The organism is Psychrosphaera saromensis (genome assembly GCF_002954545.1).
Classification (GTDB): Bacteria; Pseudomonadota; Gammaproteobacteria; order Enterobacterales; family Alteromonadaceae; genus Psychrosphaera; species Psychrosphaera saromensis.
Map to the genome: position 1 here is coordinate 2,816,445 of NZ_MSCH01000003.1, position 13,509 is coordinate 2,829,953.

General features: G+C 37.0%; 13 protein-coding genes. 4 read left to right on the forward strand and 9 right to left on the reverse strand.

The window, feature by feature from the left end; genetic code table 11:
* From BTO11_RS12835 to cspE, 3 genes are all read right to left on the reverse strand, one after another.
* A complete protein-coding gene (locus tag BTO11_RS12835) occupies nucleotides 1-666 on the reverse strand; it encodes a DsbA family oxidoreductase (protein WP_105052971.1) in 666 nt (221 codons plus the stop codon).
* Between the two features lies 1 nt (nucleotide 667).
* The gene (locus BTO11_RS12840; protein ID WP_105052972.1) at nucleotides 668-1,600 is read right to left on the reverse strand and encodes a M14 family metallopeptidase; all 933 of its coding nucleotides are present in this window, start codon (nucleotides 1,598-1,600) and stop codon (nucleotides 668-670) included.
* A gap of 135 nt (nucleotides 1,601-1,735) precedes the next feature.
* On the reverse strand, nucleotides 1,736-1,948 hold the full coding sequence (cspE, locus tag BTO11_RS12845; RefSeq protein WP_105052973.1) for a transcription antiterminator/RNA stability regulator CspE: 213 nt from the start codon (nucleotides 1,946-1,948) through the stop codon (nucleotides 1,736-1,738).
* Nucleotides 1,949-2,271: 323 nt separating this feature from the next.
* On the opposite strand from cspE, the gene BTO11_RS12850 reads away from it, so the two are divergent.
* Entirely contained in the window at nucleotides 2,272-2,466 is a 195-nt protein-coding gene (locus tag BTO11_RS12850; RefSeq protein WP_105052974.1) for a YwbE family protein, read from the forward strand.
* A gap of 195 nt (nucleotides 2,467-2,661) precedes the next feature.
* Here BTO11_RS12850 and BTO11_RS12855 read toward each other — a convergent pair whose 3' ends face one another.
* A complete protein-coding gene (locus BTO11_RS12855; protein ID WP_105052975.1) occupies nucleotides 2,662-3,399 on the reverse strand; it encodes a dienelactone hydrolase family protein in 738 nt (245 codons plus the stop codon).
* A gap of 249 nt (nucleotides 3,400-3,648) precedes the next feature.
* Between BTO11_RS12855 and BTO11_RS12860 the strand changes: the two genes are divergently transcribed.
* Nucleotides 3,649-4,425 (forward strand): S1/P1 nuclease, encoded by a 777-nt coding sequence (locus tag BTO11_RS12860; RefSeq protein WP_105052976.1) that lies wholly within the window; start codon nucleotides 3,649-3,651, stop codon nucleotides 4,423-4,425.
* 136 nt (nucleotides 4,426-4,561) lie between these two features.
* Here BTO11_RS12860 and BTO11_RS12865 read toward each other — a convergent pair whose 3' ends face one another.
* Nucleotides 4,562-4,927 carry a diacylglycerol kinase gene (locus BTO11_RS12865; RefSeq protein WP_105052977.1) on the reverse strand — a complete coding sequence of 122 codons (366 nt, stop codon included), beginning with the start codon at nucleotides 4,925-4,927 and terminating at the stop codon, nucleotides 4,562-4,564.
* A gap of 99 nt (nucleotides 4,928-5,026) precedes the next feature.
* The gene (locus BTO11_RS12870; RefSeq protein WP_105052978.1) at nucleotides 5,027-6,319 is read right to left on the reverse strand and encodes a DEAD/DEAH box helicase; all 1,293 of its coding nucleotides are present in this window, start codon (nucleotides 6,317-6,319) and stop codon (nucleotides 5,027-5,029) included.
* Between the two features lie 237 nt (nucleotides 6,320-6,556).
* Here BTO11_RS12870 and hpf point away from each other — a divergent pair, with 237 nt between their 5' ends.
* Together hpf and BTO11_RS12880 are read left to right on the forward strand one after the other, a co-directional pair.
* Nucleotides 6,557-6,919 (forward strand): ribosome hibernation-promoting factor, HPF/YfiA family, encoded by a 363-nt coding sequence (gene hpf / locus BTO11_RS12875; RefSeq protein WP_105052979.1) that lies wholly within the window; start codon nucleotides 6,557-6,559, stop codon nucleotides 6,917-6,919.
* Nucleotides 6,920-7,050: 131 nt separating this feature from the next.
* Entirely contained in the window at nucleotides 7,051-9,342 is a 2,292-nt protein-coding gene (locus tag BTO11_RS12880) for a sensor domain-containing protein (protein ID WP_105052980.1), read from the forward strand.
* 79 nt (nucleotides 9,343-9,421) lie between these two features.
* Here the strand turns inward: BTO11_RS12880 and BTO11_RS12885 are convergent, their stop codons facing one another.
* The 3 genes from BTO11_RS12885 to efpL all read right to left on the reverse strand — a co-directional run bounded on the left by BTO11_RS12885 (nucleotide 9,422) and on the right by efpL (nucleotide 13,237).
* Nucleotides 9,422-10,702, reverse strand: a complete 1,281-nt coding sequence (locus BTO11_RS12885; protein ID WP_105052981.1) for a DEAD/DEAH box helicase — start codon at nucleotides 10,700-10,702, stop codon at nucleotides 9,422-9,424.
* 184 nt (nucleotides 10,703-10,886) lie between these two features.
* A complete protein-coding gene (locus BTO11_RS12890; RefSeq protein ID WP_105052982.1) occupies nucleotides 10,887-12,488 on the reverse strand; it encodes a GMC family oxidoreductase in 1,602 nt (533 codons plus the stop codon).
* A gap of 173 nt (nucleotides 12,489-12,661) precedes the next feature.
* The gene (efpL, locus tag BTO11_RS12895; protein ID WP_105052983.1) at nucleotides 12,662-13,237 is read right to left on the reverse strand and encodes an elongation factor P-like protein EfpL; all 576 of its coding nucleotides are present in this window, start codon (nucleotides 13,235-13,237) and stop codon (nucleotides 12,662-12,664) included.
* Nucleotides 13,238-13,509: the final 272 nt, after the last annotated feature.

A 13,509-nucleotide genomic window follows, 5' to 3' on the forward strand; every position in this document is an offset into this window, starting at 1 on the left:
CTATTCTTGCTCAGCTTGTTCTAAAGACGTAATTTGTTTGAGAATCGATGTGTAGTTCTCTGTACCTTGTGCACCAGTCACTAAATGTTTTTGGTTAAAGATCATAGCTGGTACGCCTGAAATACCTTGAGACGTCCAAAATTGCGCGATTTTATTCACTTCATCAGATACTGGTTCTGATTGTAAAATCTGCATCGCTTCATCTTTATCTAAACCAACTGATTCAACAACATCCAATAATTTTTCAGTGTCACTTACATTAACGCCATCCGTGAAATAGGCAGAAAACAATGCAAGTTTTAACTGATGCTGCACACCTTTTTGTTCAGCCCAATGTAATAATTTATGAGCATTAAAAGTATTATAAATACGTGAATCGTCAGTAAAGTTAATGTCAAAACCTAACGGCTTAGCAATGTCGACGATACGCTCTCTTGTGCTGACACTTTCTTCTACGCTAACACCGTATTTTTCAATAACGTGTTCTCTAAGTTCTTGCCCTTGTGGTCCCATTTGCGGGTTTAATTGGAATGGCTGCCAATGAATGTCAGCTTCTAATCCCGAGTCCGCTAGAGCTTGTTCTAGCTGTTTAAAACCTATAATGCACCAAGGGCAAACAACATCAGATACAATATCAATGCGTAATTGTGGTTGAGAATTTGTCATATTACTTTTTCCCTACTAAATAATTTAATCCGCCAGTCACCGCTGCGACTTGAGCAATAATGCAGTTTTCAGCATCCGACTTAGGACTGTCCGGATATACTTCTGTCGTTGATACATATTCAGCGTCAGTAAAACCAGCGCACAAGCCTAACTCTTTGGTTGGATAGTTAATCACACCAAACTGAGCTAAGTCAGAACCAATCAGCTTGTTACTTTCATCAGCTGGTGCAATGTGTGTCACCTTGGAAACCGAATCGATAATGGCTTTTTGAAACTCAGGCTGAGGTTTTAATGAATCACCTACACCGTAAAAACCATCCGGAATATTCCAAGACTTTTGATCAATTGCATCTCTTGCTGCTAAAGCAGGTCTGAATTCAGAGTTATCTGTATCTGTGGTTTCATGTAAATCAATATGGGCTAATAGCTCTATATTCAAGCCTAATACATAGTCCATTATATTTTTTGATTCTTCAGCTGGGCCATCTTTATAAAACGAACGATTAGGGTCAACTGCATTGGGATTCCAACGATTAATCGTTTCATATCCCCAAGGGCTAATACATGGTGCCACTATAAAGTTAAAATGCTCTGAGTATTTCACCAACTCCGTTTCTACAAAACGTAATGCGCCAAACACACCACTGGTTTCGTAACCGTGTACGCCACCGGTTACTAAAATAGTTGGTTTATCTTGTTGCCACTGTTTAGACATGAATAACCACAACTCATAAACGTCGGTATTGTAAGACAATGCACCGTAACGTTTCAGGTCGAGTAACTCAGATAATGACTGATGAATGGATTTTATTTTAGAAACGACTTGAGATTGATATGAACGCTTTACGGTTTGGGCTTGATACCAAGCTGACTTTTCTGCACTGCCCCAAGGCTGGCCTGGAGTTCCAATTTTATAGCTTTGTTCAGTCGTCATTAATGCCTCAGATATTCAAATGATAGGTAAATTGATAATTACAGATAGCAATTAGATTGCGCATTGTAACAAAATGCAGGCACAAAAAAAGCCCGGTAAACCGAGCTTCTTATTATTTAATTAGTTAAGAACTAATTAATCAAGTACTACTACATTAGCAGCTTGAGGACCTTTTTGTCCGTCTTCAACTTCAAATTCAACACGTTGGCCGTCTTTTAAAGTTTTGAAACCTTCAGAAGCGATTGAACGGAAATGAACGAATACGTCTTTACCGCCTTCGTCTTGAGTTAAAAATCCGAAACCTTTCTCTTCGTTAAACCATTTAACAACGCCAGTAGTTTTTGACATGTTTGTAACCTTATAATATAAATTTTAATTACGGTGATTATTCACCGATGGAGCCTTTTAGATTTTACTTAATTGATTAGAGCTTATGATGAAATCTACAATCAAATAACAACGCACTGATTAAAATTTATATAACATAAAGCGGGTAACAAAATAATATAGCCTCTATAGGCAAACGCATCATAGCATAACTTTCGCCAACCACAAGTGTTTATTTTTTAACCACAAAGTCTTTCTGTTAAATTTTATTTACAGCTATTATCGCTTACGCGTTATTATACTCCGCATATAATAAGTTTAATAAAACCTTAAGAGATGAAAAAATGAGTGGAAATAGCAGATCAAACATACAAATTGGACTAAAAGTTAATATTGTGCAAAAACAAGATCAACGCTCAGGCGAGTTAACTCAAGGGATTGTAGAAAAAATATTAACCAACAGCCCTAACCACCCACATGGCATAAAAGTTAGACTCGATACCGGTGAAGTTGGTCGGGTAAAAGAAATCTTAAGCTAATTAATCTTAGTTATACAATGACAGTTTATAATCAATTAGCTTAAGTTCTAGAACAGCCTCCTAGAGGCTATTTACCTTTCATATTCTGTAAGACTGGCGGTTATTGGTTGCATTTAGCCAGGCAAAACACTCGAAAATATTGGCTAGTTTTAACTGCCTAACAACGAAGTTGGGGTTGAAAAAACCGCCCCTAAATTAATTTAAGCTTCGATGAAATAACTCCACCGCCATTGCATATACTCTTAGCGCTAATGCAGGATCGTATCGGTCGCCCTCGTCACGCATAAATGCATGCTGCGCATTAAATTCATGCCATGTAAATGAATTACCCGATGCGATTAAATTCAAGTGTATCTTCATTCTGCCTTCATCCGGCACATGTGGGTCTTGTTTACCCCAAATCATCTGTAGTTCGGCTTTTATGTCTTTAGTACGAGTAAAACTGTCATTGCCTTTTTCACAAGGTAAAGTATCCGAATGGATATCCGTCGCATATAAACAGCTAGCGGCTAAAATATTTTCATTTAACGCCGCACGATAAGCTAAATGACCGCCAATACAAACACCCATAGCCCCCATTTTACCGCTGCAATAAGACTGGCTAGCAACAAAATCAACTAACGCTTGAGTGTCACTGTCATGATGTTCTAACGGTTTTGCCCATTTATCAGCATTGCCTTTATCTTTACCTGCATCGTCATAACCGAGTACAGTACCTATTGGATTAAGTTCATGGAATACTTCTGGTACTAATACAACAAAACCATGACCGGCCATTATTGCTGCGGTTCTTTGTATTGGTGCGGTTAATTGAAATATCTCTGAGTAAAATATAATCGCAGGATATATGCCCTGTTCTTCTGGTTTATATACCTTAGTACGCATTAAACCAGTTGGCGTAGGAATATCATGAAGCTGACTTGTGATGATCATATTGTTTTCTTTATTTTGAGTTGAACCTTATGCTTAAGATAATAAAACACTAAGCGTTATTAAACCATGACTTAAACTTAACACTTGATGCTGTTAAACTAAATTTATCATGTACTTGGTAAATTTATTTGTATAATCCTTTTTAACAGATTTGGTATTTAAGAGAGCTTAGTTTTAAAAGAACTTTATTTTAAAAGAGCTTTGTTTTATAGCCTTTACTTTAAGAGATTAATATTTAAGAGAATAACTATGAAAAAACTTTTAATTGCTTCCGCTTTATTAGCAGCGTGTTCAGTACAACAAGTTCACGCTTGGGGACAAACGGGTCACAGGATCACAGGCGCAATTGCCCAAATGTATTTAAGCGCTGATGCAATGGCTGCGATTAAACGGTTATTGCCAAATGAAAGCTTAGCTGAAGCATCAACATACCCAGATGAAATGCGTTCAAACCCTGACACTTTCTGGCAAAAAGAAGCTGGGGCTTACCATTACGTAACCGTACCAAAAGGCAAGCATTATCATGATGTTGACGCGCCAGACAAAGGTGATGCTTATACAGCGCTTGAGAAATTTTCAAAAATAGTTAAAGACAAAAGTGCCCCATTAAAAGAACGCCAAAAGGCATTACGCTTTATTGTGCATATCATAGGTGATTTACACCAACCTCTGCATGCTGGTAACGGTACAGATAAAGGCGGTAATGATGTGAAGTTAGAGTTTTTCTGGAAAAAATCTAACTTACATAGAGTGTGGGATTCAGGTTTAATCGACCAACGTCAGCTTTCTTATAGTGAGTGGACATTATGGTTAAGTGAGAAAATCTCACCAGAACAGGCTAAAGCGTGGACGACGACTGACCCATTAATTTATATCGAAGAAAGTGCCAAAATTCGTGATGGCATTTACCCAGAGGAAGAGCGTGTAAGTTGGGATTATTTATACCAAAACATGCCTACAGTTAAACAACAGTTACAAAAAGGCGGCGTACGAATCGCAGCTTATTTGAATCAGCTATTTAAGTAAGCCACTTAAATCGCTAATGGAAATAGCCCATTTAAGACAAGCCAGATAAGCAAAAAAGGAAGCCGATATTATCGAGCTTCCTTTTTTATTTGCGTACTTTTGAAATCTTAATTCAAGCGTATAAATAAGAGTCTAATTAGACTAATACCGCAACCCAAATTAATATCGCCATAATTAAACTCAATCCCACAGCAGCTGAGCCTAAGTCTTTTGCTAATCCTGACAAGGGATGAATTTCCAAGCCGACTCGGTCAACCACAGCTTCAATCGCGGTATTAACTATCTCGGTAAAGATCACAAATAACACAGCTAAAATCAAAATAATTTGTTCGCTTATGCTGATGTTAAACACAAAGGTTAATGGCGTTACTAACAATAACAGTAGTAGCTCCTGCCTAAATGCAGACTCATTATTAAATAGCCATTTAAACGCACGCGCTGTATTTAGCATGGCACGATAAATTCTAACCAATCCTTTAGGTTTATTATTAGCATCAAACATGTTTCTAGTACCTTTATGTTACTTATATAAGTGATTATTATTGTTTTTTGCTGCCATGATTATGCAATACAAGGTCAGCAAAAAAGTTAAACTAAATTTTTATCTGTTAGCTTTAGATCGGTTAGCCTGTGAGCTCTTAGCTTGAGAGCGATTGCCCGTTCGTTGGCCATTGGCTCTTTGCCCTGCTCTTTTTTTCTGAGCGCCTTTAGTATTCTTTCTGTTGCTAACCGGCTTTTTGGTTAGGTCAGGTTCATAACCTGGTAACCATTGCTGTAATAAACGCGTATCTAAAATAGCTTCAACTTCATCTAATAAGTATTCCTCACCAACACTTAATAGAGAAATGGCTAATCCTTGTTTACCCGCACGGCCAGTTCTGCCGATTCTATGGATATAATCCTCAGCGATATATGGCAATTGATAATTGATCACATAATTTAAGTCTTGGATATCAAGACCACGAGCCGCAACATCTGTAGCTACTAACGCTCTTATCTCACCGTTTTTAAACTGCTCTAATGCTCTTTCTCTTGCACCTTGAGACTTGTCGCCATGAATCGACTCGGTTTTTACGCCGTCTTTCTTCATTTCTTTTGCCAGTTCATCGGCATCTTGTTTAGTGCGCGTGAATATTAATACTTGATGCCAGTTTTTTGAACCAATTAAATGAGATATTAATTCACGCTTTCTGTCGGCATCAATATTATAAACCACTTGTTCAACGGTTGCTGCTGCAGTATTACGCTGATCCGCTTCAATTAATATCGCATCATTTAACAAACGTTTACTTAACGTAAATATCGACTCGTCAAATGTGGCAGAAAATAATAAGGTTTGTCTTGGGCTTGGCAACTTTTTCATTATGCGGCTAATTTCGTCTTTAAACCCCATATCCAACATACGATCGGCTTCATCAAAAACTACATATTCAATATTGTCTAAGCTTATATTTTCGTTATATAAGTGGTCTAACAAACGCCCGGGCGTGGCAATAACAATATCAACACCTTGTTTTAACTCATCAACTTGGTTCTTAATACTCACACCGCCATAAACTAATGCGCTTTTGATATTGGTATTTTGAGAATAGGTATTAAAACTTTTATGTACTTGCTGGGCGAGTTCACGTGTCGGCGTTAAAATTAACGCTTTAACTCGTTTATCCACTTGCGCCTGTGACGCATTATTTTCTTGTAACTTAATTAACTTATGTAAAATTGGCAAAGCAAAGGCAGCGGTTTTTCCTGTGCCAGTTTGCGCTCCGGCCATCACGTCTTGACCTTTTAATATATGAGGTATGGCTGCAGATTGAATTTCTGTTGGCGTGTCATAGCCTGCGTTATTTAACGCTTCTAATAAAAGGGGATGTAAACCTAAGGAGTCAAATGACATAGTGTGTAACGCTCATAATCTTAACAAAAAACGATTTTAACAAATAAACGATGTGTTTTTCTGGTTAATTTATTTAATCCATAATAGCCATTGCAACTTGTTCATTTCTGGCTAATATAAGATTGTAAGCTTTAAAGCGTGTTTATCTTTTATTTATATTGAACGAAAGTAAAAGCTTTAAGTCAGAGATTAAGCACGCCCTATTTTTCACTGTTACATTTGTTATTAAGGTTGTTTATGAAAATTAATATTTCCGGTCACCATTTAACTATTAAAGATTCAATCAAAGAACATACATCAGAAAAACTAACAAAAATAAGCGAACACTTTCCCGATATCATTGCCGTAAACGTCATTCTCTCTATAGATAACAAAAAAGTGGCTATGGTTGAAATGGACACGGTATTTCACTCTCAAAAGATAACGATTAAAGAAACTAAAGACGATATGTTTCAGGCTGTAACTAGTGCCGTACAAAAACTCCATAGAGTATTAACAGATAAAAAAGGCATAGAACAAGCGAATCGAAATGATCACGTTGATGAAGTTGAGCCGGATCATACTCACGAACATATTCAAAATTTGAATTTATCTCAATAAACTCCCCTATTTATTACCATCTAATAAAACCAGTACTAGTTACTGGTTTTATTTTAATTTCACTTACTGTGTAATTATTTTTTGTTTGCACGGTCTTATAGGTTAAGGTCTACTAGAATAGAGTTTAACTGATGGAAACGGCAAAATTGGAAATCAACAGCGCATCATTACAACGTAATGCAAACCGTATATATGGCGTCGTTGTCGTACTCGGAATTTTATTATCGGCCTATGTTTATTTATCAGCAGATAAAATTGAAAGCGGTACCTTACAATTAATTGAACACGAAATTCCTATTTTTGGTCAACTTCAGCAACTCGACTCCGCGCTAACTGAGCAAGAATTATATTTAAATGAATATTATGCAAACCAAGATAGAAACTTATATTCTGTTGACTTCAAAAACACCTCATTAAAAACAGAACAATTGCTGAAGCAACTTCTCGAATTCAATGTTGCACCGCAACAGATCACAGAATTAACCCAAGAACAAAGAAAAATCACCGAGCTAGCCGTAATATTCGATCAAAACATGCAGTTTGGTACAGGCGCCAAATGGGACATCGCCAGAGAGCATTTAGGTATGTTTTCTATGTACCGCCAACAAACTAAACCTATTGTCAAAAGTATTGCAGCAGACACCGACGAGCGTGTTATGCAGCAATATAAAGATACTAAAAAAAACTTAAACCAAACCTCTTATATCGTATTGGCTTACAGTATTTTAATGTTCATTGTTGCTACTTTCATTGGCCGTTATATTAAAAGCTTTATTTTGGTTTCAGTAAAAAACAAACGTCTAGCGTTATTTCCACAAAGAAACCCTAATCCTATTATTAGTTTGGATAAAAAAAATAACGTCAGCTTTGCCAACCCAGCGACAGACAAACTAGTTACAACATTAGCCATAAGCAAAGAATTGCTTTATCAGTCAATAATAGAACAAGCTAAACCAGTACAAGAGCAAATATTACTTAGCCAACAAGTTCATGATAGATTTGAATTTTCAATTGGCAATAAAACGTTAGACTGCGAAATACATTGGTTAGATGACCTAGAGACCTGGGATTTACATTTAGCTGATGTCACGCAAAAGAAATTAGCAGAAGAGAAACTGAATTATCAGGCTTATCATGACCAAACGACGGGCTTGTTTAATAAAAACAAATTCTATGAAACGCTAAACTCACAATGTGAACAAGAAGAACACTTTATTGCTGGTTCTTTTGAAATAAGAAATTACAGTAAATTAATCTCTCAATTAGGCATAGAACAAACGGCAAAATTCGTTGTAGAAGTAACTGAGCTCTTATGCCCGTTATTAGAAGACATTATTGATGACTATCCATTTACTCTTTACCAAACCTCAGAAAAACAGTTTTCTATTATTATAGAAGCTGACTTTTGCACTGAACGTTTACATAAAATAGTGCATCAAATAGAAACAAAAATAGAAAGAGAGACCTTTTATAACGCCAAGCACATTGAATTAGATTTTGGCTTCTGTTGTTTCCCTGAACATGCAAACGACAAAAGTAGCATTATGAAATGTTTAAACATTGCCCTTGATCATGCTATTTCTACTGAGCACTCCTCTCTAATAATTTATTCTCACTCTCTAGGTGATGCCATATCTAAAGAACTCGCTATCACTGAGCAGCTGCGTATTGCCATTAATAACAAAGAATTAGAGCTGTATTTCCAGCCTCAACTGAATATTCAAAATAACACTATTGTCGGGCTCGAGACGTTAATTCGCTGGCCTACCGAGAATGGTTTTATTCCTCCGGTTGAATTTATTCCATTAGCTGAGAAGTCAGGCTTAATTATTCCGTTAGGTGAATGGATTGCAATTAATGCGTGTAAACAAGCTAAGTACCTAATAGATCAAGGTTATAAAGATATTGTGGTAGCAATCAACATATCACCACAACAATTCCAACATCCAGACTTTTACAATATGATCGTTGGCGCTTTAGCCTTCACTAAGGTGCCAGCTCATAACATTGAGTTAGAGATCACTGAAGGCGTGATCATGTACAACGAAGCCGACACTATTGATTTATTACATAAATTAAAAGCAGTTGGTCTTATGTTGTCGATTGATGATTTTGGAACGGGCTATTCTTCATTAAGTTATTTGAAGCAATTCCCAATTGATAAATTAAAAATAGACCAGTCGTTCATTTTTAATATTAATACTGATGCAGCGGACAAAGCCATTGTGAATACGGTTGTAGACTTAGGTAAGAACTTAGGACTAACGTTAATTGCAGAAGGCGTAGAAGAGTCTGAGCATTTAGATATTTTGAAGAAGATGGGCTGTCAGGAAATTCAAGGTTACTATTTCAGTCGCCCTCTTCCTGTACTTCAATTGCATGAGTTTTTGCAGAATAACCAAGACCTGAAAGAATTGGCATAAAGCCTTGGTAAACTCGCTACTAGATTTAACTATGGTGTTTACCATTGGCTAAATCTAGTACAACAAACGTTAAGCTATATTACTTGCTCGCTTTATTCTTTTTAACGACACCGCCTAAACGGCCTTTTTTAAAGCGACCTACTCGTTCAATTTGAGTTTCTGTCACTTTATTCGCACGGTTTGGTCTTACTTGAGATTCAATATTTTTAAGTAATACACTTCTATTACTTACTTCATAACCCGGACGAGAAATACGTTTGATTTTAGTGCCGATTAAACGTTGAATCTTATCAACAATTTGCTCTTCTTCACGGCTTACAAAAGAGATAGCGCGACCTTTATTACCCGCACGACCTGTACGTCCAATTCTATGCACGTAATCTTCTGGTAAATACGGTAAGTTAAAGTTAACAACACAATCTAACCCTTGAATATCAATACCACGAGCCGCAACTTCAGTCGCGATAAGCACTTGAACCTTAGCTGATTTAAAATCGGCTAATGCTCTACGTCTGGCACCTTGTTTTATATCGCCATGACAAATTGCCACTTCAATACGTTTTACCTGTAACGACGCTAATAATCTATCGGCCTGTTCTTTAGTGCTGGTAAATACCAATACTTGGAACCAGTTAAACTCTTCTAATAAATCGATAAACAGTTCAACTTTTTTACGCTCTTCCACCGGATACATTATATGGTCAATGGTGTCTGCAGTTACGTTTTGCCTAGCAACACTAACAATAGTGTGATTGTTTAAAATCTTTTTAGCCAGCTCACTTACTGCATGGGATGTTGTGGCTGAAAATAATAACGTTTGACGAGTTTTAGAGGTGAAATTCATTAGCTTTTGCACGTCAGTAATAAAGCCCATATCAAGCATACGGTCAGCTTCATCTAATACCACAAACTCAACTTCTGAAAGGTCTACATTACAAACTTCAATATGTTCTAACAAGCGACCGGGTGTCGATATTAATACATCCACACCTTTTTTAAGTTTTGCTGCTTGGCCTGCCATTTTACCGCCGCCATAAAGCGCCGTAACATTAAATGGTAGAAATTGAGCGTAATTACCAATTGTCTCAGCTAACTGCTCAGCAAGCTCACGCGTTGGCGTTAATATTAACGCTCTTGGTCTTTTAGAATCTGTTGTTCTTGGCTTATCAATTAGCTTTTGTAAAACAGGAATTGAAAACGCGGCTGTTTTACCTGTGCCTGTTTGCGCATTCGCTAAAATGTCTTTGCCTCTGCGAGCAGGCGTAATAGCCTGTTGCTGAATTGGTGTCATTTTACTGTAACCGCACGCATCTACTGCTTTTTGCAGTTCTGGGGCTAAATCTAAAGATGAAAAGTTCATGTTAATTGTCCTAATGACTAAAATTGCAAAATGAGTCTAATACTAATTGAATTAATAAATACTTATGCAGGGCTACAGATAAAAATTGATGGCGGAGTATACAGGAAAATCCTAAATAAGACTTAAATGATTCACTATTCGAATAAAAAACATTCAAATAGCTTATATCCGCCTGTATGCAAAGCTAACTCCAATCTTGTTTTATCCAATCACTCGCTCTTTCTGCAACCATAATAGTGGGAGCATTAGTGTTGCCGCCCATTAAATTAGGGAATATAGACGCATCCACCACTCGTAATCCCGTTATGCCATGAACCAGAAGTTTAGGAGTAACAACCGCCATGTCATCAACACCCATTTTACAGGTACCAATCGGATGATAAATAGTGTCCGCTTTTTGTCTTATTTTTTCAATTAACGCGTCATCGGATAATTCATATTCATTATCTATAGACGACTTTCTATATTTGGTTAACGGAGCTTGCTGCATTATCTCATTGGCGATACGAACGCCTTTTAGCATAGTTTTTATATCGTCTTCATGGGATAAAAAATTAGGGTCGATTAATGGCGCATCAAGTGGGTTATTGGAGGCTAAGGTTACGCTACCTTTACTCTTTGGTCGTAATATACAAGTGTGATTACTATAGCCATGAATGAAAGATGATCTGACTTTTCTTGCATGATCTTCCACCACGGCTATCAAAAAATGCAGCTGAATATCAGGTCTATCTAGGCTTGCATCTGTTTTTAAAAATGCGCCAGTTTCAGCAAAGTTAGAGGCAAATATGCCCTTTCGCTTAAATAAGTACTTTATTGCCTCTATAGCAAAAAAGGCGATACCTTTAACAGATAAACCAAACAGTTTATGAGTATTGGCTTTGTAGCTAGTAATAAAATCTAAATGATCTTCAAGGTTTTTGCCAACACCAGCTAATTGGTGTTGTTGTTCAATACCAAATGGCTCTATGTCTTGCTTATCGCCAATTCCAGACAACAATAATAACTGCGGCGAAACAAAAGCGCCAGCAGACAAAATCACTTCTTTTTTTGCGTTAACCGTTAACATTTTATTTTTATATAAAAGCTCAACGCCTGTGCAATGCTTATTATCTAACTGTAACTTAGTCACGCGGGCATTGGTTAAAATGGTGAGATTTTTGCGTTCTCTAACCTCAGGAGTTAAATACGCTTTTGCGGCACTACAGCGGCGTCCATTGATTTGAGTGACTTGATAATGGCCAATTCCCTCTTGTTCAATACCATTAAAGTCATTATTAAATTTATGCCCTAAAGCCTGTCCAGCTTGAATAAAAGCATTGGCTACAGGATGTTCAGAACGAGAGTCACTGACAAATAAAGGACCATCATTACCGTGTAAGTCGTCTTTAAAAGAAAAGTTATATTCGGATTTTTTAAAATACGGTAAGACATCGTTCCAGCCCCAACCTAACGCTTGCCAATCGTCGTAATCCTGTTGATGACCACGTATATAAATCATCGCATTAATCGAACTAGAACCGCCCAACACTTTACCTCTAGGCTGATAACCTCTGCGGTTATTTAACTGTTTTTGTTCACTGGTATCGTATGCCCAGTTTTTGTATTTGGTTGGCACCATAACTGCTGCGCCAATAGGTACATGTACCGCAGCTACATTTTTATCATCGGAGCCCGCTTCAATGAGCAACACATTATAATCTTCTACTTCTGATAGCCTAGCTGCCAGTACACAACCAGCAGATCCACCACCGACAACAATAAAGTCATATTCTGTATTTACCATTTTCTTCTCATAATGTGTTTAAAGTAACGCCATGGCAAACTACCCAAACATGTCTGCAGTTGCAACTTTGTTAGACATATTCACCGTTATAGCGTTTGCATAAACTGATATAAAAGTCATAAAAAAAGCAGACTTAATAAGTCTGCTTCGTTTTATTTATACATACTAAATTATTATTTAGAGTCAGCTCGACCTAAGAATTTTTGTTCTGTCGTGCTTACTTTAATGTTATCACCGGTAGAAATATGCTCAGGAACTTGAACAACTAAGCCAGTTGATAAAGTCGCAGGCTTAGTTCTTGCTGTGGCAGAACCACCTTTTAATGCAGGTGCCGTTTCTTCAATAACCAATTCAACACTGGCTGGTAAATCAAGAGCAACAGGCATGCCTTCAATTAAGATAACGCTTAAACCTTGAGTATCTTCATTAATGTATAACATTTCGTCTGCAATCACAGATGTGTTGATGTGATATGGCGTGTAATCTTCATTATCCATGAATACTTGTTGTTCACCGTCGACATAAGAAAACATAGACGCACGACGCGTTAAGTCAGCAAAATTTAACATATCGCTGTCTTTAAATGTTTCATCAACTTTACCACCAGTAACGACATCATACATACGCATACGGTATAAACTACCGCCAGCTCTACCTTGTGGTACTGAGCGTTCAATATCTCTTACGATCATTACTCGACCGTTAAATTCGATAGCGGCATTCTTTTTTATATCACTAGCCTTTGGCATAACATTCATTTCCTAAAAAAATTTGCGAAAAGTTACCACGAACTAAAGTTGACGCCAAACTTTTTAACCAACTCTAACTAAAAAATTATTTCACCCACTAAGCACACCGTCATTTTCCTGTTAGTTTTTACTTTTGAATCTATCTTTGAATTTACTTTTAAAGGCTGCATAAAGCTCTGATAACTCGCATTTTATTTACGTATGTCGACAAATCACTGTTGAATCTAGATTTAAATTAATATTTTGAGACGATTCACTAAGTTTAAGAGATG